This window comes from Lonsdalea britannica (genome assembly GCF_003515985.1).
Lineage (GTDB): Bacteria > Pseudomonadota > Gammaproteobacteria > Enterobacterales > Enterobacteriaceae > Lonsdalea > Lonsdalea britannica.
On sequence record NZ_CP023009.1, the window covers coordinates 965340 to 989375 of the forward strand.

24 protein-coding genes are annotated in these 24036 nt (G+C 56.2%); 9 read left to right on the forward strand and 15 right to left on the reverse strand.

Annotation, left to right across the window (positions count from 1 at the left end; genetic code table 11):
* Window positions 1-27: 27 nt before the first annotated feature.
* The gene (ugpB, locus tag CKQ53_RS04615) at window positions 28-1305 is read right to left on the reverse strand and encodes a sn-glycerol-3-phosphate ABC transporter substrate-binding protein UgpB (protein ID WP_420844236.1); all 1278 of its coding nucleotides are present in this window, start codon (window positions 1303-1305) and stop codon (window positions 28-30) included.
* A gap of 578 nt (window positions 1306-1883) precedes the next feature.
* Here ugpB and CKQ53_RS04620 point away from each other — a divergent pair.
* Complete coding sequence (locus tag CKQ53_RS04620) at window positions 1884-3554, forward strand: methyl-accepting chemotaxis protein (RefSeq protein ID WP_118894706.1); 1671 nt, start codon at window positions 1884-1886, stop codon at window positions 3552-3554.
* Between the two features lie 178 nt (window positions 3555-3732).
* On the opposite strand, the gene CKQ53_RS04625 is transcribed toward CKQ53_RS04620, so the two are convergent.
* The 6 genes from CKQ53_RS04625 to CKQ53_RS04650 all read right to left on the reverse strand — a co-directional run bounded on the left by CKQ53_RS04625 (window position 3733) and on the right by CKQ53_RS04650 (window position 9849).
* The gene (locus tag CKQ53_RS04625; protein ID WP_094118699.1) at window positions 3733-4917 is read right to left on the reverse strand and encodes an aminotransferase-like domain-containing protein; all 1185 of its coding nucleotides are present in this window, start codon (window positions 4915-4917) and stop codon (window positions 3733-3735) included.
* A 69-nt stretch (window positions 4918-4986) separates the two neighbouring features.
* Window positions 4987-5688 carry a high-affinity branched-chain amino acid ABC transporter ATP-binding protein LivF gene (gene livF, locus CKQ53_RS04630; protein WP_085652313.1) on the reverse strand — a complete coding sequence of 234 codons (702 nt, stop codon included), beginning with the start codon at window positions 5686-5688 and terminating at the stop codon, window positions 4987-4989.
* 4 nt (window positions 5689-5692) lie between these two features.
* On the reverse strand, window positions 5693-6463 hold the full coding sequence (gene livG / locus CKQ53_RS04635) for a high-affinity branched-chain amino acid ABC transporter ATP-binding protein LivG (RefSeq protein WP_085652314.1): 771 nt from the start codon (window positions 6461-6463) through the stop codon (window positions 5693-5695).
* On the reverse strand, window positions 6460-7734 hold the full coding sequence (locus CKQ53_RS04640; protein WP_118894708.1) for a high-affinity branched-chain amino acid ABC transporter permease LivM: 1275 nt from the start codon (window positions 7732-7734) through the stop codon (window positions 6460-6462). The genes livG and CKQ53_RS04640 overlap by 4 nt, the downstream gene beginning before the upstream one ends.
* Entirely contained in the window at window positions 7731-8657 is a 927-nt protein-coding gene (gene livH, locus CKQ53_RS04645; protein ID WP_085652316.1) for a high-affinity branched-chain amino acid ABC transporter permease LivH, read from the reverse strand. Before livH ends, CKQ53_RS04640 begins: the two co-directional genes overlap by 4 nt.
* 79 nt (window positions 8658-8736) lie before the next feature.
* Window positions 8737-9849: a branched-chain amino acid ABC transporter substrate-binding protein gene (locus CKQ53_RS04650; protein WP_085652317.1), complete on the reverse strand. Its 1113-nt coding sequence runs from the start codon at window positions 9847-9849 to the stop codon at window positions 8737-8739.
* 402 nt (window positions 9850-10251) lie between these two features.
* Here CKQ53_RS04650 and panM point away from each other — a divergent pair, with 402 nt between their 5' ends.
* Window positions 10252-10650, forward strand: a complete 399-nt coding sequence (panM, locus tag CKQ53_RS04655) for an aspartate 1-decarboxylase autocleavage activator PanM (RefSeq protein ID WP_085652318.1) — start codon at window positions 10252-10254, stop codon at window positions 10648-10650.
* A gap of 105 nt (window positions 10651-10755) precedes the next feature.
* On the opposite strand, the gene rpoH is transcribed toward panM, so the two are convergent.
* The 4 genes from rpoH to ftsY all read right to left on the reverse strand — a co-directional run bounded on the left by rpoH (window position 10756) and on the right by ftsY (window position 15036).
* Window positions 10756-11613: an RNA polymerase sigma factor RpoH gene (gene rpoH, locus CKQ53_RS04660; protein ID WP_085652319.1), complete on the reverse strand. Its 858-nt coding sequence runs from the start codon at window positions 11611-11613 to the stop codon at window positions 10756-10758.
* A gap of 264 nt (window positions 11614-11877) precedes the next feature.
* Window positions 11878-12858 (reverse strand): permease-like cell division protein FtsX, encoded by a 981-nt coding sequence (gene ftsX / locus CKQ53_RS04665; protein WP_094118698.1) that lies wholly within the window; start codon window positions 12856-12858, stop codon window positions 11878-11880.
* Entirely contained in the window at window positions 12851-13519 is a 669-nt protein-coding gene (ftsE, locus tag CKQ53_RS04670) for a cell division ATP-binding protein FtsE (protein ID WP_085652321.1), read from the reverse strand. Before ftsE ends, ftsX begins: the two co-directional genes overlap by 8 nt.
* A gap of 5 nt (window positions 13520-13524) precedes the next feature.
* Window positions 13525-15036: a signal recognition particle-docking protein FtsY gene (gene ftsY / locus CKQ53_RS04675; RefSeq protein WP_118894711.1), complete on the reverse strand. Its 1512-nt coding sequence runs from the start codon at window positions 15034-15036 to the stop codon at window positions 13525-13527.
* A gap of 300 nt (window positions 15037-15336) precedes the next feature.
* Here ftsY and rsmD point away from each other — a divergent pair, with 300 nt between their 5' ends.
* Window positions 15337-15912, forward strand: coding sequence for a 16S rRNA (guanine(966)-N(2))-methyltransferase (gene rsmD, locus CKQ53_RS04680; protein ID WP_094118697.1), 576 nt, complete (start codon window positions 15337-15339; stop codon window positions 15910-15912).
* Between the two features lie 31 nt (window positions 15913-15943).
* Window positions 15944-16228 (forward strand): DUF1145 family protein, encoded by a 285-nt coding sequence (locus tag CKQ53_RS04685; protein ID WP_176223486.1) that lies wholly within the window; start codon window positions 15944-15946, stop codon window positions 16226-16228.
* A 46-nt stretch (window positions 16229-16274) separates the two neighbouring features.
* On the opposite strand, the gene CKQ53_RS04690 is transcribed toward CKQ53_RS04685, so the two are convergent.
* Window positions 16275-16601, reverse strand: a complete 327-nt coding sequence (locus CKQ53_RS04690; protein ID WP_094118696.1) for a DUF1820 family protein — start codon at window positions 16599-16601, stop codon at window positions 16275-16277.
* Window positions 16602-16833: 232 nt separating this feature from the next.
* Here CKQ53_RS04690 and CKQ53_RS04695 point away from each other — a divergent pair, with 232 nt between their 5' ends.
* On the forward strand, window positions 16834-17469 hold the full coding sequence (locus CKQ53_RS04695; RefSeq protein ID WP_094118695.1) for a lysoplasmalogenase: 636 nt from the start codon (window positions 16834-16836) through the stop codon (window positions 17467-17469).
* Between the two features lie 29 nt (window positions 17470-17498).
* Here the strand turns inward: CKQ53_RS04695 and tusA are convergent, their stop codons facing one another.
* Complete coding sequence (tusA, locus tag CKQ53_RS04700; protein ID WP_085652326.1) at window positions 17499-17747, reverse strand: sulfurtransferase TusA; 249 nt, start codon at window positions 17745-17747, stop codon at window positions 17499-17501.
* Window positions 17748-17939: 192 nt separating this feature from the next.
* Here tusA and CKQ53_RS04705 point away from each other — a divergent pair, with 192 nt between their 5' ends.
* The 4 genes from CKQ53_RS04705 to CKQ53_RS04720 all read left to right on the forward strand — a co-directional run bounded on the left by CKQ53_RS04705 (window position 17940) and on the right by CKQ53_RS04720 (window position 20701).
* Window positions 17940-18593, forward strand: coding sequence for a 7-cyano-7-deazaguanine/7-aminomethyl-7-deazaguanine transporter (locus tag CKQ53_RS04705; protein WP_085652327.1), 654 nt, complete (start codon window positions 17940-17942; stop codon window positions 18591-18593).
* Window positions 18594-18713: 120 nt separating this feature from the next.
* The gene (locus tag CKQ53_RS04710; RefSeq protein ID WP_094118694.1) at window positions 18714-19271 is read left to right on the forward strand and encodes a DcrB family lipoprotein; all 558 of its coding nucleotides are present in this window, start codon (window positions 18714-18716) and stop codon (window positions 19269-19271) included.
* 167 nt (window positions 19272-19438) lie between these two features.
* A complete protein-coding gene (gene yhjD, locus CKQ53_RS04715; RefSeq protein WP_085652329.1) occupies window positions 19439-20452 on the forward strand; it encodes an inner membrane protein YhjD in 1014 nt (337 codons plus the stop codon).
* Between the two features lie 48 nt (window positions 20453-20500).
* The gene (locus tag CKQ53_RS04720; protein ID WP_094118693.1) at window positions 20501-20701 is read left to right on the forward strand and encodes a 2-hydroxymuconate tautomerase family protein; all 201 of its coding nucleotides are present in this window, start codon (window positions 20501-20503) and stop codon (window positions 20699-20701) included.
* Window positions 20702-20850: 149 nt separating this feature from the next.
* Here the strand turns inward: CKQ53_RS04720 and CKQ53_RS04725 are convergent, their stop codons facing one another.
* Window positions 20851-22320, reverse strand: coding sequence for a M16 family metallopeptidase (locus CKQ53_RS04725; RefSeq protein WP_094118692.1), 1470 nt, complete (start codon window positions 22318-22320; stop codon window positions 20851-20853).
* Between the two features lie 266 nt (window positions 22321-22586).
* Window positions 22587-23879 (reverse strand): dicarboxylate/amino acid:cation symporter, encoded by a 1293-nt coding sequence (locus CKQ53_RS04730; RefSeq protein WP_085652332.1) that lies wholly within the window; start codon window positions 23877-23879, stop codon window positions 22587-22589.
* Window positions 23880-24036: the final 157 nt, after the last annotated feature.

Here is a 24036-nt window from a genome sequence, read left to right on the forward strand (position 1 = left end):
GCCGCGTCCTTTCGGCCTAAAACACACTTACCGGGTGGATTGTTCGAAGCGACGCAGTTGCATATTTCCCCGCTGTACCGCGGCATCCAGCGCCTGCTGCGGCGTTTTCTTGCCGATCCAGACGCTCTCCATTTCTTCGTCCACGATGGTGCGGATTTGCAGCATATTGCCCAGACGCAGCCCTTTGGTGAACGGCAACGGCGGTTTGTTCAACATCTGACGGGTGGCGATATCCGCGCCGGGATTCTGCTCGTAGAAGCCCTGCTGGCGCGTCAGGTCGTAGGCGGCGGCAGTAATCGGCAGATAGCCGGTCTTCTGGTGCCACTCGGCGGCGATCTCCGGCTTCGCCAGAAACTGCATAAATTCCGCCACGCCGTGATAGGTGGCGGGATCCTTGCCGTTCATCACCCAAAGGCTGGCTCCGCCGATAATGGCGTTCTGAGGCGCGCCTTTCTCGTCGGCGTCATACGGCATCATGCCGACGCCGAAGTGGAATTTGGCGTACTGACGAATACCCGCCAACGAACCTGAGGAGGCCGTGATCATGGCGCAGTCGCCGTTATAGAATTTCTCTGTCGATTCGTCCTTGCGCCCGTAGTAGGTAAAGTCCCCTTTCTTGTTCATGGCCTCCAGCAGGGCGATGTGTTTGACCTGAGCGGGCTGATTGAACTCAAGCACCGCGTCAGTGCCGTCAAAACCGTTGTTTTGACTCGCGAACGGCAGACCATGCCAGGCGCTGAAGTTTTCGAGCTGAATCCATCCCTGCCAGCCGCTGGAGTAACCGCATTTCATGCCGGAGGAGCGTAGTTTGGCTGTGTACTCCGCCATCTGCTGCCAGGTTTTCGGCGGCTGTTCCGGGTCCAGGCCCGCCTTTTTGAATGCATCCTTGTTGTAATAAAGCACCGGCGTGGAGCTGTTAAACGGCTGAGACAACAGATGGCCGCTTTTGGCATCGGTGTAATAGCCGGAGACCGTCGGCACGAATACGCTCTCATCGAACGGCACGCCCGACTGTTGGAATACCTCGTAAACCGGTTTGATGGCCTTGCTCGCCATCATGGTGGCGGTGCCCACCTCATAGACCTGCAAGATCGCAGGCCCATTCCCACTGCGGTAGGCGGCAATCCCGGCGGCCAGCGTCTGTTCGTAGTTGCCCTTGTAGACGGGCACAATCCTGACGTCATTCTGGCTCTGGTTAAAGCGGTCCGCCAACGTATTGACCGTTTTCCCCAGCTCCCCTTCCATCGCATGCCAGAACGGGATGTCGGTCACCGCCTGCGCCTGAGAAGTGAGGGCCATCGCCATGACGGCGCTGGCGGCGACGGTGCGGATTGCGTGTTTCAACATGCCAGTCTCCTGCAAAAATACCGTTCGGCCCCCCGGTGGGAGCCATAAATGTGGCAGGTAACATGACATGTGCAGATGACATAAAAATAACTTTTAAATGACAAAAAAATGACACCCCGATGGCAAAGGCATTCAGCAAAACGCGTGAAAAGAAGCCATATCAGACAGGATAAAAACGAGTCATTCACCGCCAGCACTGCGCTGAGAAAAAATCCAGCAAATAAAAGGGTGACGCGCTTTTGCCGACTACTTTCAGGCGCAGCATGGCCGATGAGCATCGCTTTTTAAACGTTCTGTCATCTCCCTAACATTACGCCCCGGTCACTGGCGTTCTGTTATCAACATGTTTTGAAAATTGATGGTACAGGCTCAAGAAACGCAGCCGATAAAGACCCCTGAGGGTTCCTAAATGGTATGTCGCCATATGGCAGTAAAGGCGATTGCCAATGACATACCGCGTTCGGCCCGCTTTACATTTTTTAGACACCCGGACTTCACCATGAAAAATCAGGTGTCCGCCAACCCAAAGGGACATTATGAAATTGCTAAAAAACATGAAGCTCAGCACCATGCTGGGCAGCGGTTTTTCGCTGGTCATTGCTATCGGCTTTTTGGTCGCCCTGTTCGGCCTGTTTCAGCTCAAGCAGATCAGCGCCAACGTTCAGACGTTGTCCGAGCTGCGTATCACCCGTCTGCTGCAGTTCCAGGAGTTTAAAGACAACGTCAACGTGGTTGCCCGCTCCGTCCGTGATATCGCGCTGCTGAAAGATCGCGATCAAATGCTGAGCCGACAAAAACAGATCGAAGACATCATCACGGTCAATACCGCAACATTGAATGAAGTCAGCCGCTCCGTGTCCACACAGGAAATGTCGACTTTGGTCAACCAGCTGTCTCAGGTTCAGCCGGGTTATGTCGCCGCCGTCAGAAAAGCGCTCACGTTAGGGCTGGCGAACCGACAGGAAGAAGCCAGAGACACCATCCTCACGGAGGTACACGATGAGCAGGACAAAATCTTCAAGGCCGTCGACAACATTCTGAACTTCCAGAAAGAAACCACCATCAGCGACGCCGAACAGTCTGGCCATCAGGCCAACCGCTCCGGTGCGGTGATGGTGGCTTTAGCTGTGCTTGTCGCCGTACTGGGCGGAATAACCGCCTGGCTGATTACCCGTCGCATCATCAACCAGTTGGGGGGTGAGCCGGCCTATGCTGCGCAAATTGCCGGCGCTATCGCCAAAGGCGACCTGGCCATGCGCGTCAAGCTGCGCGACAACGACACATCCAGCCTGCTGGCTGCGATGGAAGAAATGCGCAACAGCCTGAGCACGACGGTCAATCAGGTACGTCAAAGCAGTGAATCCATCGCTACCGGCTCCAGCCAGATCGCCATGGGCAACACCGATCTGAGCCAGCGTACCGAAGAGCAGGCGGCGAATCTCCAGCAGACGGCGGCGTCGATGGAGCAGATCAGCCAGACCGTCAAACAGAACGTGGATACCGTGCGCATGGCGACGGAACTGGCGAAGTCCGCCAGCGACTCTGCGACCAAAGGCAACACCGTGGTCAGCGACGTCGTCAACACCATGAACGAGATCACCTCCAGCTCTCACAAAATCAGCGACATCATCAGTGTCATCGATGGCATTGCGTTCCAGACCAATATTCTGGCGCTGAACGCCGCTGTAGAAGCTGCCCGAGCAGGTGAACAGGGACGTGGATTTGCGGTGGTGGCCGGTGAAGTTCGCTCTCTGGCACAGCGTTCCGCGTCTGCCGCCAAGGAGATCAAAGACCTCATCACGGAAAGCGTGGAAAAAGTGGAAACCGGCTCTAAGTTGGTCGGCAACGCGGGAACGACAATGGATGAGATCGTCGAGCAGGCTCACCGCGTCGCCGATCTCATCAGCGAAATCGGCGTCACCACCCACGAACAGCAGGATGGGATCACCCAGATTAACGATGCGGTGAACCAGCTTGACCAGGTGACTCAGCAGAACGCCGCGTTGGTGGAAGAGTCCGCCAGCGCCGCAGACAGCCTCAGCTCACAGGCGTCCAATCTGGTGGATCTGATGCAGGTATTTAAAGTGGAAGGCGCGCACGCTCTGCCCGGCGCCAAAGCGCCCGTCAAAAGACCGGCAGCCGCGTCTCAGCCAAAACCCGCATTGGCAAGCGCGGGTGGCAGCGAAGACGACTGGGAGCGTTTCTGATATTCCCCACGGAACAGCCGCGATAATGCGGCGTTCCGGCGAGTTGCCGCCTGAAAGCCAGACGTCATGCTAGATCGGCCATTGGCCTAACGGCATAACGCGTTGGCGAATGGCAGGATGGCAACCGCGAATTCCTTCCACAGCCCCGCGCTCTCGCGGGGCTTTTTACGTCTCTGATTTACAGCGCCCGGCGCAGACGCGCTACGGCTTCATGCATCTGCTCTTCCGTCGCCGTCGCGAAAGACAGGCGCAGCGTTGAACGGTCCGGTTGTTCTGCGAAGAAGAACTCGCCCGGCACGAACACCACCCCTTCTGCCAACGTTTTTTTCAACCATTCGGTCGTATCGAACGTCTCACGGAAGCGCGCCCACAGGAACATGCCGCCTTCTGGCTGATTGAAGGTCAACACATCGCCGAGCTGCTCTTCAACCAACGCGGAAAGGCGCTCGCCTTTTTGACGATAAGCATGACGGATGGTTTCGATCTGCTTCGGCAAACGACCCAACCCTAAATAGTTCTCCACAATTGCCTGGGACAGCGCGCTGGCGTGCAAGTCCGCAGCCTGCTTGATGATCGCCACGTTGTGCAGCAACCAGTCGGGCAGTACGGCCCAGCCCAGACGCAGGCCCGGTGCCAGCACCTTGGAGAAAGAAGAGAGGTAAACCACGCGATCGGCGTGTCCGGCCTCATTCGCCAGCTGATACAGCGTCGCATGGCGCGTCTCGGTAAACCGCAGTTCACCGTAGGGATCGTCCTCGATAATCAGGAAATCATGCTTCGCGGCCAGCGCAACCAGCTGCTTGCGCCGAGCCTCGCTCAGCGAAACGCCGCTGGGGTTGCCGAAGTTCGGCACCAGATAAACGCCTTTGATACGCTGCGTGGCCAGCAGCGCTTCCAGTTCGTCAACGACCATGCCGTGTTCGTCGGAAGAGACCGACATAATCTGCGCTTCCGCCAGTTCCAACGTCTGCAACGCCGCCAGGTAGGTCGGTCGCTCAACGACGAAAACATCCTGCGGATCGACCGTTGCGCGCATGACCAAATCCAGCGCCTGCTGGGAGCCTGCGGTGACGACGATATCGTCCGCACAGGTTTGTACGCCACGCAGTTCGCACAGCTCGGCAATGCGTTCACGCAGCACCGGGCTGCCTTCGGTCAGGCCATACTGGAACGCCGCCTTCGGTTGCTCGACGATCGCCAGTTCCGTCGCCTGCCGCAGTCCGTCAAAGTCAAACAGCGCGTCTGAAGGTATCCCTCCCGCCAACGAAATCACGCCATCCATTTTGCTGTGCTTCAGCAGTTCTCGAATCGCGGAGCTTTTAAGCCGCTCCATCCGCTGCGCTACCAACTTACCCATTGCCATAACAATGCTCACTCATGAAAAAGAGGGAATAATAGAAACAGGCCGGGAGAACCCCGGCCAAAGAAAAGTTTAACCGCCCAGATAGGCGGAGCGCACCGCTTCGTTCGCCAACAGCGCCGCACCGGTATCTTCCAGCACCACGCGTCCATTTTCCAGAACATAACCGCGGTCGGCAAGACGCAACGCCTGATTAGCGTTCTGCTCCACCAGGAAGATGGTCATCCCTTCTTCACGCAACTGCTGAATGGTGTCGAAAATCTGCTGAATCACGATCGGAGCCAGTCCCAGAGACGGTTCATCCAGCAACAGCAGACGCGGTTGGCTCATTAACGCGCGACCAATCGCCAGCATCTGCTGTTCACCGCCGGACATCGTGCCCGAACGCTGAGTACGACGTTCTCTCAGGCGCGGAAACAGCGTATACACCCGCTCAATACGCGCATCATACTGCTCACGTTCGGCGAAAAAGCCTCCCATCGCCAGATTTTCTTCCACCGTCATGCGGGAAAAGACCCGACGCCCCTCGGGTACGATTGCGATGGCTTCTCGCATGATCCGCGCCGTCGGCCAGTCGGTAATCTCCTTACCGTCGAACACGATGGACCCGGTAGACGCCCGCGGGTCACCGCACAACGTCCCCAGCAGCGTCGTTTTTCCTGCGCCGTTAGCGCCGATCAGGGTGACGATTTCGCCCTGATTGATATGCAGGTCGACCTGATGCAGCGCCTGGATTTTACCGTAATGCGCCGATACCTGATTTAATGACAACATAACCTTATCCTTCACCCAGATAGGCACGGATCACATCCGGGTTATTACGAATCTCAGCCGGCGTGCCCTGTGCCAGCGGCGTCCCCTGATTCACCACGTAGATGCGGTTTGAAATGCCCATCACCAGTTTCATATCGTGTTCAATCAGCAGGACGGAGACCTGATGGTTATCGCGCAGATCGACAATCAGGTCGTTCAGCTCGTCGGTTTCTTTCGGGTTCAGACCTGCGGCCGGTTCGTCCAGCATCAACAGCTCCGGACGCGTCACCATACAGCGGGCGATTTCCAACCGGCGCTGCTGCCCATAGGCCAGATTGCCAGCCTGACGGTTCGCCAGATCCAACAGCCCGACTCGCTCCAGCCAAGTGACGGCGCGCGCCTGCGCGTCCGCTTCCGCACGGCGAAAGGCAGGGGTTTTCAATAGTCCGGCGAAGACGCCGCTTTTCAGGTGCTGATGCTGAGCGACCAGCAGGTTTTCAATCACCGTCATCTCGCGGAACAAACGCACATGCTGGAACGTGCGCACGACGCCCATTCGGGCGATCTGCTGTCCTGGCAGCGATTCGAGATGCTGATCGCGTAACAGAATCGTGCCGCCGGTCGGGCGATAAAATCCGGTCAGGCAGTTAAAAATGGTGGTCTTGCCTGCGCCGTTCGGACCAATTAACGAGACGATTTCACCGGCATGCAGATCCAGCTCAACATTGTTGACGGCCAGCAGACCGCCGAAACGCATCATCAGGCCCCGTACCGATAATAATGGCTGCGTACTCATGCCTGTCCTTCCTTATCCTCAACCTTCAGCTTCATCTGCGGCCGTTTCATCGGCAACAGTCCCTGCGGACGCCAGATCATCATCAGCACCATCAGGGCGCCCAGCAACAGCATGCTGTACTCGTTGAGATCGCGCATCAGCTCACGGGAAACCACCAGCAGCACCGCTGCCAGAATAACCGCGAACTGCGACCCCATACCGCCCAGCACGACGATAGCCAGCACGAAGGCGGACTCGGCGAAGGTAAACGACTCGGGGCTGATAAATCCCTGACGGGCGGCAAACAGCGTGCCGGCAAAGCCCGCAAACGCGGCGCTGATGGTAAAGGCCGTCAGTTTGATTTTGGTCGGGCTGAGGCCCAGAGAGCGGCAGGCGATTTCATCTTCCCGCAGCGCTTCCCATGCACGGCCCAGCGGCATACGCAACAGGCGGTTGATGATGAACAGCGTCAGTACCACCAGCAGTAACGCGACCAGATACAGGAAGATAATGCGGTCGCCGGGATCGTAAGCAAGCCCGAAGAAATGATGGAACGTATCCCATCCGCCCTCACGCGGCGTGCGGCTGAACTCCAGCCCAAACAGCGTTGGCTTGGGAATTTGGCTGATGCCGTTCGGGCCGCCGGTCCACGCGGTGTTGTTAAGCAGAAGGATACGGACAATTTCGCCGAATCCCAGCGTCACGATCGCCAGATAATCGCCGCGCAGCCTGAGCACCGGGAATCCCAGCAGAAAGCCGGACAGCGCCGCCGTCAGCCCCGCCAGCGGCAGAGACTGCCAGAAACCAAGCCCGTAGTAGTTGCTCAGCAACGCATAGGTATAAGCGCCAATCGCATAGAAGCCGCTGTAGCCCAGAACCAGCAGACCGGACAGGCCCACCACCACGTTCAGACCCAAACCCAGCATGATATAAATCAGCGTCAGCGTGGCGATGTCGACCGTGCCGCGGGACACGATAAACGGCCAGGCCACCGCAGCGGCAATCAGCAGCAGCGCCAGCAGTTTCTGCCGAGGCGTACTGCCGTCAAAGCTCGGCAGCACCAGACCTTTACCGGAAAATTGCTGCGCGCCCCGCGCCAGCAGAGGACGCAGCAGTTGGAACAGAAAAACCACGACACAGCCTGCGGCGATCCAGTACCAGCGCACTTTATCCGCGCCATGAACCACCAGCTTCGTGCCATCCAGGCTCAACTGCATTCCCATCATGAATGAGGCCAGCACCAGCAGGACAAACGCCGAGAAGAAGGCGTTGAAGACGTTATGCTGTTTCATACCTTCTCTACCTCCGGACGGCCCAGAATACCGGTAGGCATCACCAGCAGCACGACAATCAACAGGGCGAACGACACCACGTCTTTGTATTCCGTGCTCAGATAAGCGGAGGTCAGCGCTTCTGCAATACCCAGAATCAGGCCGCCGATCATCGCGCCGGGGATGCTGCCGATACCGCCCAGCACCGCGGCGGTAAACGCCTTCATACCCGCCATGAAGCCGATGTAGGGGTTAATAACGCCGTAAAATTGTCCTAGCAGGACGCCGGCGACCGCGGCCATCGCCGCGCCGATCACAAACGTCAGCGAGATTACCCGATCCGTACTGATACCCAGCAGGCTAGCCATTTTCAAATCTTCCGCACAGGCGCGGCAGGCGCGGCCCATACGCGAATAGCGAATAAACAGCGTCAGCGCCAGCATGGTCAGGAAGGTGACCACCCAGATGGTCAACTGCATCGTACTGAGGGTAGCGGCAAAACCGTTACTTTCGCCCAATATCCACTGACCGTGGATCAGGCTAGGCAGTGCCACGTCGCGCGATCCCTGAGTCAGGCTGACGTAGTTTTGCAGGAAAATAGACATCCCAATGGCGGAAATCAGCGCAATCAGACGTTTGGAGCTGCGCACCGGCTTGTAGGCCACGCGCTCAATGCTCCAGCCATACGCGCTGGAAATCACGACCGCCGCGACAAAGGCGACGCTGATCAGCAGCCAGCCGGTGTCGATACCCATCATCATCAGGGCGGCAATCACGATAAAGGAGACATAGCTACCGATCATATACACTTCGCCGTGGGCGAAGTTAATCATGCCGATAATGCCGTAAACCATGGTGTAACCAATGGCGATCAGCGCATAGGTGCTGCCCAACGTCAAACCGTTGGACATCTGCTGAATGAAATAGAGGAACTGCTCGGACATACCTTAAACCTTTGACGTTGCCCCGCCGTCAGGAGACGGAAGGACAACGGTATTCAGGGAGTAATACGGATTCAGTCAATCACTTCACGGAGGAGGAAGTACCGTCTGCGTGCCACTCAAATACACCAAACTCAAACCCTTTCAGGTCACCTTTTTCATCCCAGCTCAACGGGCCCATCACCGTTTCCACCGGCTTGGCCTTCAGATCGGCGGCCAGTTTGGCGGGTTCCATGCTGCCGGAACGCTGCATGGCCGTGGTCAGAGACTGCAACGCGGCATATGTCGTCCATACGAACGGGCCTGACGGGTCGAGATTCTTCGCTTTCAGCGACGCCACGACGGATTGGTTCGCCGGCACCTGATCGTAGCGTTTCGGCAGAGTGACCAGCATGCCTTCTGAGGCATCGCCCGCAATATTGGACAGCGAGGAGTTACCCACGCCTTCCGGCCCCATGAACTTAGCTTTCAGACCCGCTTGACGCGCCTGGCGCAGGATCTGCCCCATTTCCGGGTAGTAGCCGCCGAAGTAAACAAAATCGACGTTCTCTTTCTTCAAACGCGCGACCAGCGTAGAGAAATCTTTATCTCCGGCGGTCACGCCTTCAAACAGGACGACGTTGCCATTGCTCTTTTTCAGGTTGTCCTGAACGGCGCGCGCCAGACCTTCACCGTACTGCTGTTTGTCATGCACGACGGCGATACGCTGCGGCTTCACGGTTTCAAGAATGTATTTGGCGGCGGTCGGGCCCTGATCGGAATCCAGCCCGGTAGTGCGCAGGATCAGCTCATAACCCCGGGTCGTCAGGTTGGCGTTGGTAGCGGCGGGCGTAATCATGATCACGCCTTCATCTTCATAGATATCCGACGCGGGCTGGGTGGAGGAAGAGCATAAATGACCAATGACATAGTGGATGCCGTCATTAATCACTTTGTTGGCGACGGCGACCGCTTGTTTCGGGTCGCAGGCGTCATCATATTCAACACCGACCAGCTTATTGCCGTTGACGCCGCCCTTGGCGTTGATATCCGCGATGGCCTGACGAGCGCCGTTAAATTCCATATCGCCATACTGTGCGACCGGGCCAGACATTGCCCCAACGACGGCCACTTTGATATCCGCCGCGTTAACAGCGTGACCCAACGTCATCGCCATACATCCCATCAGCAACATTTTGCCTTTGCTTAATTTCATCCCGTTTTACCCCATTCTAATTTTCATTTATTGCGATCATTTTTGGCGCTAACCGTGACTACCCACGCTTTTTTTATAAGTAATAACAAGTTAGGCTTAATATTTGGCAATAGTTAGCAATAAGATTTTATTTTTCATGCCATTAAACAGGAATTTTATGCTACATAGCAACTCGCACACGCAGTAAGTCACGGTGTAAACAGCATAAAATTTTAGTCTTAATCCCCAGGGTTTGCTTCATATCTAGTCAGTTATGCTAACCGACATATAGAAAGGTAATTAATAACTCGAAAAATGACCAAAGTGAAAAACATTGCCCTGTAAACTGTACATAAAAAATGACACAACCTTTCTGGCGTCTACTCACTACAATCGTCTTCGCCATCAATCGGAGCACATCGCATGAAACTGACCGTGGAATGCCTGACTTCTTTTACCGACCAGGACAAGCTGGATCTAAGCCCGCTATGGCCACATCAAAACTTCACGCAGTTGGAGCAGAGCCTGAACCCTGACCACCAGCTGTTCGCCGCGCGGTTCAACGATCGCCTGCTCGGGGCCGTCATCGTGGAAATTAAACAGGACAGCGCCAAACTCTGCGATCTGCAAATAAGGGATGTCACGCGTCGGCGAGGAGTGGGGAAATATTTAGTCGAAGAAGTGCTGCGGGCGCTGCCGCACGTCAAAGAGTGGTGGCTGGATGCAGCCGATCATGCCTTGGTCAGTGAAAGCGTGATGGATGCGTTTATGCGATCCTGCGGGTTTGATCCGGTATCCGGCGGTTGGAAATACAGCCGGTAATTCAGCGGGGCCGTTCTGAGTTATCAGCCTTTACCTGGTATGAAAACAGCAACGGCCAAGACAAGCCCGGCCGTTGCTTTCGGCGATGTTCAGTCGTGAGCCTGTTTAGGCTTCTATCGCCGTGCGCAGTTTTTTCATGGCGTTCTTTTCCAACTGACGTACACGCTCGGCGGATACGCCATAGCGATCGGCCAGTTCCTGCAGGGTGGACTTATTATCGTCGTCCAGCCAACGGGCGCGGATAATATGCTGGCTACGTTCGTCCAGACCTTCCATCGCATGGGCCAGTTTATCGGCCGCATGGCTTTCCCAGTTGTCTTCCTCGATGCCATCGGCAAAGTCGGACGTTTTGTCCTGCAGGTACAGCATGGGCGCCATGCCGTGTCCCGGCTGCGCGTCATCTTCCGGCGCCGGATCGAAAGTCATGTCCTGCGCCGCCATGCGGGATTCCATCTCGAGCACGTCTTTGCTGGTCACCCCCAGCTCGCGCGCGACCAGCTCGACTTCATCCTGATTGAACCAGCCCAAACGCTGCTTGGTTTTACGCAGGTTAAAGAACAGCTTACGCTGAGCCTTGGTCGTAGCGACCTTGACGATGCGCCAGTTGCGCAGCACGTATTCGTGGATTTCCGCCTTGATCCAGTGGACGGCAAAAGACACCAGTCGCACGCCGACATCAGGGTTGAACCGACGCACGGCTTTCATCAGGCCGATATTGCCTTCCTGGATCAAATCCGCTTGCGGCAGACCATAGCCGGAATAGTTGCGGGCTACGTGAACGACAAAGCGCAGGTGTGACAGGATCAGCTGCTTAGCCGCATCCAGGTCGCCCTCAAAATGCAGCCGTTCAGCCAGTGCCCGTTCTTCCTCCGCCGTCAGCATCGGATAGGCATTGGCGGCACGAATATACCCTTCCAGACTGCCCTGGGGAACTAAGGTGAAAGTTTGCATATCTTTGGTCATTCAACCCTCTCATGGTTTGTTTATGTCGTCGGACATGACAAGCAATGTCTAACCCACATCAACGTTCAAATCTAGAATTCGCTCATTATTAGAGCGTGACTTATCTCACAAGTTCACACAATTTTATCCATCTTCTTTTACATATCAAGACGGCTGTGCAGTAAGAATAAATCAGGAGAAAAAGTGTTTACGGAAGCGGTTTTTTTCATACTCTTCCCTTGACATTTAATCCCTTTTACAAGGGAAGAGTATATCAGAAAACCCTTACTCCGGTGTAAAGCGGCGTAAATGTTGGACCGTCGCCAGCCACGCGGCCAGCCAGCCAATCATTGCGGCGACCAGCAGCAGCAGCAGGCCTTCATCCCAGCCCATTCCTTTCACCGCGAACGTCGTGCCGAAGACGGCGGCGACCTGCGCGGTAGCCGCAGAGAGCTTCCACACCAGCGCCTGAGACAAGATCAGCGACAACACCGCGCCGCACAGACCCAGGAGCGCCCCGCCGTTCAGGAACGGCCGCAGAATGAAGCCATCGGTCGCGCCAATCAGCTTCATGACGTTGATGGTATCTCTACGGCTGAAAATGCTCAGACGAATGCTGTTGCCGATCACCAGGAACACCGCCACGATCATCAGCACGCCGATCGTAAAGGCGATTTGCCCGACGAGTCCGGTCATCGCCACCAGACGCGAATACCAGCTGTCGTCCATTCGCACTTCATCGACGCCTTCAACGGCGGTAATGCGGTCCCGCAGGGACGTCATCGTCTCCGCGCTCTGGAACGTCATTTTGGGCGTCACAATGGCCACGGCCGGCAACGGATTTTCTTCCAGCATATCCAACGCGCCGCCAAAACCGGACCAGTTGCGGAACTCGCCCATCGCCTCGTTACGCGACAGATAGTTGACCTTATCGACCCCGTCCGTCGCCTGAATTTTAGCGATCACGCCCTCCGCCGCTTTATCGTCCAGCGACTTATCCAGATAGATGGTCAGCTGAGGAGTGGGATACCACTGCGTCGCGGCCTGACTGACGTTTTTCCACACCAGATAACAGATGCTCGGCAGCGTCAGGGAAATCGCGATGACCATAATGGTCAACAGCGTCGCCAGCGGCTGGCGCAGCATATCCCGCAGCGTGTTCCCCCAGGCGTAGCGCCATTGCTCCTGCCAGCCGCCTTTCAGCGCGCGGGCCTTACTGACGGGACGTTTGTGTTTCTCTTTTCTGCGAACCTGATGATTAGCCATTGACGTTATCTCCCAGCATATGACCTTGAGACAGCGTCAAAACCCGGTAACGGCGGCTGGCGATCAGCCCCGTATCATGGGTTGCCATCAGCACCGTAACGCCGACGCGGTTAAATTCTTCGAACAGACGCAGGATATCTTCGGACAATTCGTCGTCGAGGTTGCCCGTCGGTTCATCAGCCAGCAGCACCACGGGCTTGTTCACCACCGCGCGGGCAATGCCCACACGCTGTTGTTCACCCCCGGAGAGCTGAATGGGGTAGCTGCGCGCTTTATCCAGCAGCCCCACTTTGTCCAGCGCCGCCGACACGCGACGCCGAATATCTTCCACCGATGCGCCGGCAATGATGAGCGGCATTGCCACGTTTTCATAAACGGAGCGATCCATTAGCAGGTGGTGATCCTGAAAAATCATACCGACCTGACGGCGCAGGAAGGGGATTTCGCTCTTCTTCAACCGGCTGATGTCATGGCCGCCAAACAGGATCTGTCCCGCGCTCGGTCGTTCTATCCCGCAAATCAACTTCAGCAGGGTGCTTTTCCCTGCGCCGGAGTGGCCGGTCAGAAAGACCATCTCCGCGGGTCGGACATGAAAATCAACGCCTTGCAATGCCTGGCGACCGCCACGATACGCCTTACTGACCTGCTCGAAACGAATCATCCGTCTTAGTCCTCACGGGCAAAAAGTGCCTCAATAAAATCGTCAGCCTTGAATGGCCTTAAATCCTCGATGCGCTCCCCTACCCCGATGTAGCGGATAGGAATACCGAACTGATCGGCGATGGCGAAAATCACGCCGCCTTTGGCCGTTCCGTCCAGTTTGGTGAGGGCGATACCGCTCAGCCCTACCGCCTCGTTAAACAGTTTAGCCTGACTCACCGCATTCTGGCCGGTGCTGGCGTCCAGCGTCAGCATCACTTCATGCGGGGCCTGCTCGTCCAGTTTCTTCATGACGCGGACGATTTTTTTCAACTCTTCCATCAGATGGGATTTATTCTGCAGACGGCCCGCCGTATCGGCGATCAGCACATCCACGCCGCGCGCTTTCGCCGCCTGAATCGCGTCAAAGATAACGGAAGCGGAGTCCGCACCGGTATGCTGCGCCACGACCGGCACGTTGTTGCGCTCGCCCCAGACCTGCAGCTGTTCTACCGCCGCCGCGCGGAAGGTATCCCCCGCGGCCAGCATCACTGACTTGCCCTGAGCCTGATATTGGCGCGCCATTTTGCCGATGGTGGTGGTTTTACCCACGCCGTTCACGCCGACCATCAGAATCACGAAAGGCGTTTTGCCTTCGATATTCAGCGGCTCATCGACTTTTTCCAGAATGGCGGCCATCTCTTCTTTCAACAGCGCCATCAATGCTTCGGCGTCTTTGAGCTGCTTGCGGCTGGCGTGTTCCGTCAGGCTGGCGATGATCTTGCGGGTGGTATCCATCCCCACATCCGCGATCAGCAGTTGTTCTTCGAGCTCTTCGAACAGATCGTCGTCAATTTTCTTACCGCGGAACAATGAGACAAATCCAGAACCCAAATTCTGCCGGGTTTTCACCAGGCTGCGCTTGAGGCGGCTAAAAAAACCTTCTTTGGTAGGACGTTCCTGCTCCTGAGGCAACGCTGACGGCGTTAACGCCGTTTCGTCGACGGCCTCTGCGGGTTCGTCTTCCGGCACTTCAGCCTGCGCAACGACGACCGCTTGCGGTTCCTCTTCGACGACGTCAGGCTCCAGCTCCTCTAACGGCGCGTCTTCCACGTCCTGACGAGCCGTTTCCAGTGCCTCTTCCTGCAACAGAATCTCTTCCGGCGATGCGGTTTGCACCGGACTGTCCGATGCTTCGACGGCTTGCGGCGCCGTTTCTTCCACGGTGGCGGTGACCGGCTCATCAGCCGTTTTGTCGACCACATCCGCCTCTTCCGGCATCTCGCCGAGCGGCGTGTTATCCGCCACCTCGGCGGTTTCTTCGCGCTCAACGGGCGCTGGCGCGTCATCATCCGGGTTCAACGGCTGGCGTTCAGCCTCTTGGGGTGCCGAGGCTTCAGTAGAGACGATCTGCGCATCCGGATCTGAGTGCGCCATCTCGCCTGATTCAGGTTGTGTCTGCGATTGCTCAGTCTTTTCTTCTTCCTGACGTCCCAATCCCAGCCAGGAAAAAAATCCGCGCTTCTTCTGTTTAGCCATCTTGTAATTGCGCTCCTCGCCATCCAGTGCAGATGATGAATAATTATGAAGTCGATAAAGAGCAGAGTTTAACACTTTCCCGACCGCAGCAACACGCGGCGTACGGCCCTGAACGCAGACAATCTGCGTAACCAAGTGTTTCAATATACAAGGAGAAAAATGCCGGGAGACGGAAGTTGCGACGCCCTTCAATAGGCGAATATCTTTGCATTTCCTCGATGGCCCGGCCCCGTTAGAATAGCGCTACTTTCAACCCTATACGGTTGCGACCGGTAACGAACCTCAGTGAATGGCAGGCTAATGGCAAAACAACACGCGACATCCGCACCCGGACAAATTCGAATCATCGGCGGCCAGTGGCGCGGCAGAAAACTTCCCGTTCCCCATAGCCCCGGCCTGCGCCCCACCACCGATCGCGTGCGGGAAACGCTGTTTAACTGGCTGGCGCCGGTGATCCAGCAGGCACGCTGTCTGGACTGCTTTGCGGGCAGCGGCGCGTTGGCGCTGGAAGCGCTGTCGCGGTACGCCGCTCACGCCACGCTGTTGGAGGCAGAACGCGGCATTGCGCGTCAGCTCAGCCAAAATCTGTCGCTGCTCCGGGCGGAAAACGCCAGCGTGATCCATACTGATGCGCTGCAGTGGCTGGCTCAGCCAGGAGAGGCCTTTGACGTGGTCTTTCTCGATCCACCGTTTCGACAGGGATTGTTGAACAACACGGTCAACCTACTGGAAACACAAGGTTGGCTGGCGGACGACGCCTGGATCTATATTGAAACAGAGGCGGAAAACCGCACCCTGAACCTTCCGGCCAACTGGCAGCTGCACCGTGAAAAAGTCGCAGGCCAGGTCGCCTATCGGCTTTACGCGCGCGGCTGACAGACCGGCAACCTCAGAGGACACTATGATAATTTGGATTAATCTCGGACGATTACTGATGCTGGGCGTATGGGGCTTTCTGATCATGAACCTGATTCAGCCATTTCCGCGACCGTTAAACATCTTCATGACGGTAGCAATGGTGTTCATGGTACTGATGCACGGCATGCAGTATCTGCTGCTGAAGGCCAGCCAGCCAAAAGATGCCCCGCCCATCAGCGGGATGACGCAACTGCGGATCTTTCTGTTCGGGGTATTCGAGCTGATGGCGTGGCAGCGTCATCAGCCGCAGAACAGCAAACCGAAAAAGCGCTAGGCGCAAGGGCATCCGCACATGCAAGGCGGATGCCTGACCACCGGGATTAGGGCTTCTTGCCGGGCAGGTAAGGGAAATGGGTCACATTGTCGCCGAGCTCAGCAATCCGTGAACTGCCGCGCTCGCGCTCTTTCACCGAATCAATGCGAATCACCGCCTGCAGCGGAATATAGCTGCGGTCAACGCCGGCAAATTCGGTCTTCAGTTTTTCCGTACTCGGATCGACCAACAGCTCCGACGGGCTTTCAAACACGAAGTCGGCGATTTCGATAAAGCCGAACAGCGCGCTCTGCGCCAATTCTCGGACATAGAGCTGATAGTTCTTACCGTTGTTCATAAATTGAATGCGGTAGAGTGCGGATTCATTACTCATTCAACAACATTCTCCCTTTCGAGCGATTAACCATAACGTAGTGCCACCTATTCGGCGCTACCTTAGCATGATGCCCTACCCCCCGCATCCGCCATCCCGCCGTTGTCTGGCTTAGGGTCGATCACCTACACTGAAAGAGCAATCATTGTGCAGATTCATACCAGAAGCCGGGTTTCGCCTCGGCGCACTCGCACTTCTGGCCGTCTGAATTTCCCACATTTAAGGACGTTCTATGCTTTGGTCATTTATTGCCGTTCTTTTCTCCGGCTGGCTGTATGTCGATGCCAGCTATCGCGGTCCCACCTGGCAGCGCTGGCTGTTTAAGCCCCTCACCTTACTCTTGCTGATCGCGCTGGCCTGGCAGGCGCCGATACTGAACGTTCCGGCTTACCTCATCGTTCTGGGCCTGCTGGTGACACTCGCCGGCGATGCGCTGTTGCTGCTGCCCGCACAGAGAATGTTGTACGCCATCGGCGCTTACTTCGTCGCCCATCTGCTCTACACCATCAGCTTCCTGTCCACCCAGATGACGCTGAATTTGTTCTGGCCGCTGCCGCTGCTGCTGCTGCTCGCCATCGTGTCGGCGTTGCTGGTTGCGATGCTGTGGACCCGACTGGACACGCTGCGTCTGCCGGTATGCGCATTTATCGCCATGACCGCCATCATGGTGTGGGTGGCGGGCGGCCCCTATTTTGCCGCAAGCACCGACTACAACCTGTCGCTGCTGGTCGGCGCGGCCCTGCTCTTTATCGGGCATGCATCCTGGCTGATTTATCACTTCCGCTTTAAATTTCCGGCTCATCAGGTGATTTTGGCCATCTGCTATTTCGGCGGCCATTTCCTGATTGTCCGTTCCATCTATGCCTGAGTGTCAAACGGAGCGTGAGCAGAAGCGGGTTATTTGCCCGCTTTACGCAAGAGATAGCGATAGGGCAAAGCATCCGTCGTCTGACCGAGCAGCTCGTGCTCCATAAACACGCAGAAACCGGGAATATCGCGCGTCGTCGCGGGGTCATCGGCAAGAATCAGCAGCGTCTCTCCCGCGGCCATTTCGCGAACCGTTTTGCGCACCAGCATTACAGGTTCCGGACAGCGTAGTCCTAGCGTGTCGAGGGTTCGGTCGGCGTGGGCAAAAATATCGGTCATGGCGAGTCTCAAAAGGGGTTGTCGATGGATAGCGGCCTTAGTTTACGCTGCGAATTTCAGGGCGCAAGCCGCGAAAAACCCCCATGTTCAAAGAAAACGGAAATGGGTATGATGCCGTTTTATTGACGTCCTGCGCCAAGCAGAACGTTGTCACTGGGTTCCCTCACCCCATAAACCCAAAAAGGTCGCGACATGTTTGACTTTACGCCGCAGCAGCGGCTGACAGCATTGTGCTGGCTCACGCTGTTCCACATCCTGATTATCACCTCCAGTAACTACTTAGTGCAGCTGCCGGTTTCCATCTTCGGCTTTCACACCACCTGGGGCGCTTTCACCTTCCCGTTTATTTTTCTGGCGACGGACCTGACGGTGCGGATTTTCGGCGCGCCGCTGGCACGACGCATTATTCTGCTGGTGATGATCCCGGCGCTGGCGATTTCCTATCTGGTTTCCGCGCTATTTTATGACGGCAGCTGGCAGGGCTTAGCCTCGCTGAGTCAAATCAATATCGTGGTCGCCCGCATCGCCTGCGCCAGCTTTATGGCTTACGTACTGGGACAAATTCTGGACGTCCACGTCTTTAACCGCCTGCGGCAGCGCAGCGCCTGGTGGGTCGCGCCCTCGGCGTCCACCGTACTCGGCAACCTCTGCGACACGCTGGCGTTCTTCTTTATCGCGTTCTATCGCAGCCCGGACCCGTTCATGTCCACGCACTGGGTGGAGATCGCATTGGTGGATTACACCTTCAAGATCCTGATTTGCGGCATTCTGTTCCTGCCGATGTACGGCATCATGCTGAACATGCTGCTCAAACGTTTGAGCGAACGGACGCCACAGACGGCATAACACCAGATTGTCCCGAAAGGGGCCGACAGACAGGCTTTGTGACAACAAAACGCTTGTTTTTACTGCCTGAATCAGGTGGCATAGCCGCATTGATGTTTTCTGGTTAAGGAAAGAGCCGCTATGTCGAAAGTAGTCAAATTTATCGGAATCGGATTGCTGGCCGCGACGCTAGCCGCCTGCGATGGCAAAAACGATGAGACGTCTTCCACCGCCGATACGGCGGCGCAGGCTCAGAGCAGCCAGACGATCTCGTTGCTCTCCGGCAAGCTAACGTTCACTCTGCCCGCTGATCTGAGCGATCAGAGCGGCAAGCTGGGCAATCAGGCCAATAACATGCACGTGTATGCCAACAAAAGCGGGCAGAAAGCCGTCATCGTGATTCTGGGCGACAGCACCACCGAAGATCTGCCGGTACTGAGCCAGCGTTTGGAAGATCAGCAGCGTACCCGTGACGCCAATCTGCAGGTCGTCACCAATAAAACCATTGATGTCGACGGCCATAAGCTGCAGCAGTTGGACAGCATCATCTCCAGCAGCGGTCAGAAAGCCTATTCCTCTGTCGTTCTGGGTATCGTCGGCGACCATCTGATGACGCTGCAAATTACCCTCCCGGCAGACAATCAGCAGCAGGCGCAGACCGATGCGGAAAATATTATCCGTACGCTGAAACTCAACTGAGTCTGATCGTTCAGGGCCTCATACCGGCCCTGAACGGCCTTTCCAACAATGACGAACACGCCCTGTTTCGCCGTTTATTCCTGACCCAAGCCCGCACAACACGGTTATTACGAATATGTCGGTTATAATCAATAGGATGGATAACTGCGCGTAAGAGGTTTCTTTACATGCCCGTAACACCTGAACGGCCCTCCGACAACACATCGGCCCAGACCCCTTCCCCAGAAGACGCTTCGTCTTCGGCGAAGAAAACCCCTATCGCCCGGCTGACCCGCTGGGGTAAATGGATTCAGTCTTTACCCTACGTCGCGCACTTTATTCGTGCCGTCGAACGGTTCAATGACCGCATGGGCAGCCAGTTCGGGGCGGCTATCACCTACTTTTCCTTTTTGTCGCTGATCCCCATACTGATGGTCTCTTTCGCCACGGTCGGGTTCGTGCTGGCCTCAAACCCCGATCTACTCACAGAGCTCATCAGCCGCATCGTCAACAGCATCAGCGATCCCAATCTCGCTAATACGCTGAAAAACACCGTGAATACGGCAATACAGCAGCGTACTACCGTGGGTCTGACCGGTCTGCTGATCGCGCTGTACTCCGGGGTGAACTGGATCGGCAACCTGCGAAACGCCATCCGTGCGCAGTTCCGAACGAAATGGGAACGCAATCCGCATGATGAAGAGAAAATCTATTTTCAGTATCTGTGGGATTTCCTGTCGCTGCTGGGGCTGTTGATCGCGCTGGCGTTCACGCTGTTCCTGACTTCCGTCGCCGGTACGGCGCAGAACAGAATTGTGATAGCGCTGGGACTGGAAGGGATTGAGTGGCTGCGGCCCGCCATGACGTTAATTGCAATTTCGATTTCTATCTTTGCCAACTATCTGTTATTTCTTTGGATTCTTGGCGTTCTGCCGCGCCGCAAGCCCAATCGAAAAGCGCTGTTGCGAGGAACCTTGCTGGCTGCCGTTGGCTTTGAAATATTGAAATTCATTATGACCGTCGTGCTGCCCAAACTGGCGTCTTCGCCCTCCGGCGCCGCCTTTGGCTCGGTGATCGGCCTGATGACTTTTTTCTATTTCTTCGCCCAGCTGACGCTCTTTTGCGCCGCGTGGATTGCCACCGCCAAGCCCAAACGTCACAACATATCTGAGGACACAGCCGAACCGCCGGCTGCATCTTAATCATGATCGGCGGCTTAGCCGATCATGTCACCCAGACAGGAGAAACATATGCCGGTTGTTACCGTACGCATCCTCAAAGAGGACACCACCGCAGAGCAAAAAGCGCAGGTCATCAGTGGCATCACGCAGGTACTGGAGAACACGCTGGGAAAGGATCCGGCCAAAATCATCGTGATGATTGATGAAGTGGAGGCCGATAATCTGGGTGTCGGCGGCCAGAGCATAAGCGAACGACGCAAGTCGTCCTGACCCGTCGGAAGCGGCGTTGACACGTAAAACGCCGTTCCCTTTCTGATGACGGACCGCACGGCGGTCCGTGTTTTAACCCTCGACCGAGCAACGATGAAGAGCGCCAACACGCTGACAAATCCAGCGCGCCGACCTCTGGCGACGTCGGGCTAGGGCGTTGCAGGCGCGGTTTCATCCACCGCGGGCGCTGCGCTATCAGCCGGTTTCATCATTCCGTTATACATATCCAGAAGCTCTTTCAGGTTGGCCTCGGGTTCGCCCGGCTGCTGTTGCAGCAATAGCGTCGCATTTTGCGCCAGCTGCAGGCGCAGAGACTGATTAAGAGACTCCAGCGTCACCGTAGAGAGATAGCGTTTACGCAGCTGCTGATACTGCTCCGGCGCGATATCCACGACGCCGCTTCGCTGCGAGCGCAGCCGCTGTTCCATCAAAATCTGGGTGCCGGTACGCGCATAGGTCGCGAAAAGCTTGCCCAGCTCGTCATTTTTACGCGCCACCAGCGCATCGAATTCGCCCTGCGTCAGGCCCTTGTCCTGCAGTTCGCTGAGCACGTTGCCCACCAGCGTGACGCCCTCGACCAGTTGCTCGCTGTTCAGGTTGTCCATATGCAGAGAGCACTGGGCTCGCCCGTACAACACGTTGCAGTCGAAGCGCACGCTGGCCTCTTTCAGCGCGCTTTTCTCCAGCGCCTGCTGTACGCGCTGGAACATCGCCTCCCGCGCTAGGTCACGTTGCCAATAGCGGGCCAGTGCATTTGAATCTCGAATTGGCTGCCAGACCGTATCCCACACCAGCGCGATGGAGTCAGGTTTGCCTGCCGTGCCGATCAGTCGGGCCGGTTCCGCGGGCAGCGGAGACAATACCGGCATCGGTGCGGGCGTCGCGCGCTTGCCTTCCAGCGGCGCGAAAACCTTTCGAATCTGGTCGACAATGGCGCGGTGGTCTACGTTACCGACGACATAGAGCGTCATCGCATCCGGCGTGTACCACGCCTTGTAGAACGCCTGCAACGCATCGGCCGTCAGCGGCGTTTTGACCGGCTCTCCCGGATTGTGCGCCAGCAGAATAGAATCTTGCAGGCGATATCGCCAGGCGGGATCTTGCGGATTAGACGGCAGGGTAGCGACGCCGTCTCCCATTTGCAGAGCCGACACCATACTTTGCTCGTCGAAGGACAACCCGCCTGCGGTTTCCGCCAACCAGCTCAACGCCGCTTTCAGCAGCTCCGGTCGGTTATTCGGCAGGCTCAAATTGTAGGAAGTGAAATCGTACGAAACGACAACCGGCGACGGCTTCTCATCGTTGGGAGAGGACGCCCACAATGCCGCCAGTTGGCCCGGCGCAAACGACGCATTAGGCATCATCGCCAGGCGGGGAATGACGTGAGAAAATCCGATTTGCTGTGTGTTTTCGCTTAACGATCCCGTATTCACCACCAGACGAAGTTCGAGGTGGTCGTTGGGACGCTGAGGGGTGGTCAGAAGCTGCCAGTTAAAGCCGTTATCCAGCTTACCCTGCTGCCAGGCGGGATCGGGCTGTAGCTCTTCCGCCAACGCAAAACGGCTAACGGCCGCCAGTAAAACGCCACCTAATAAAAGACTGATTTTGGTTCCCTGCATGTGAACCCCTGCTTTTTTATCACTATCTGAAGACGTGCATTTTATGGATTACGGTGACGGTTCTGCGGTCACCACACTGTGTACTCACCTCACAAAAAACAGAACCGCAGTGTACCATTCGGTTAGACCACGCGCTTTCGTCGATGTCACTCAATAGGGCGAAATATACCTAAAAAAGTGAAAAATGCTGGATGTTGACGTCTCAGATAAACAGCGGCCCACAGCGTTGAAATCCGCTGCGGGCCGAGGGCAGAAAGGCAATAACGTCAGGAAATACGCGGGGAAGAAGGCTCCGACTTGGCAGGTTTTTTGTTATCCAGCACCTCATTCAGCTGCTTTTCATCCAACTGACCGACCCACTTGGCGACGAAGATTGTCGCGACGCCGTTACCCACCAGATTGGTCAGCGCGCGGGCTTCCGACATAAAGCGGTCGATCCCCAAAATCAGCGCCAACCCGGCCAGCGGTAAATGGCCTACGGCGGAGATGGTCGCAGCCAACACGATAAACCCACTGCCGGTGACCCCCGCCGCCCCTTTCGAAGACAGCAGCAACACCACCAGCAACGTCACCTGATGCCAGATATCCATGTGGCTATTGGTGGCCTGCGCAATAAATACCGCCGCCATCGTCAGGTAGATCGAAGTGCCGTCGAGATTGAAGGAGTATCCGGTCGGGATCACCAGCCCCACGACCGATTTCTTACAGCCCGCCTTCTCCATTTTTTCCAACATCCTCGGCAAAACCGACTCGGAAGAAGATGTCCCCAGGACAATCAGCAGCTCTTCCTTGATGTAGCGAATGAACTTAAAGATGCTGAAGCCGGTGGCGCGGGCGATAGACCCCAGCACTAGAATGACAAACAACAGACAGGTGACGTAGAAGCAGACCAGCAACTGGCCCAACTGCACCAGCGAGCCGACGCCGTATTTACCGATCGTAAACGCCATTGCCCCGAACGCGCCCAGCGGTGCAAGACGCATGATCATATTGATAATGCCGAAAATGACTTTGGAAAAGCTTTCGATCACATCAAAAACGATTTTCCCTTTCGCGCCTAAGCGGTGCAGCGCGAAGCCAAACATCACCGCAAACAGCAGTACCTGCAGGATATTGCCGCTGGCGAACGCGCCGATCACGCTGGCGGGAATGATGTCCAACAAGAATGGAATGACGCCCTGTTCCGCGGCCTGGCTGGCGTAATTAGACACCAGAGCCGCATCCAGCGTGCTGGGATCGACGTTCATCCCCGCGCCCGGCTGCATCAGGTTGACGACAACCAGCCCGATTAACAGCGCTACGGTACTCACCACTTCGAAATACAGCAGGGCGACGGCGCCGGTCCGCCCGACCGCTTTCATACTTTCCATACCGGCGATGCCCGTCACAACCGTACAGAAGATAACAGGCGCGATGATCATCTTAATTAATTTAACGAAACCATCACCAAACGGTTTCATTTGCTCGCCGATGGATGGATAAAAATGTCCCAGCAGTACCCCGATAGTAATCGCCACAATCACTTGAAAATACAAACTTTTGAAGATTGATGTTTTCATCATTATGTCCTTGGGTAGGAGTGCACACGTGGACGAGAAACGGCATAACACAGCCACCTGTGATTGCGCAGAAAAGTAACATTGCATTAACAGTTCGAATATCTTTTATAACTTAAGTTTGTGACTTAAAGGCGAGAGTTAGGAGCTGAATCGCATC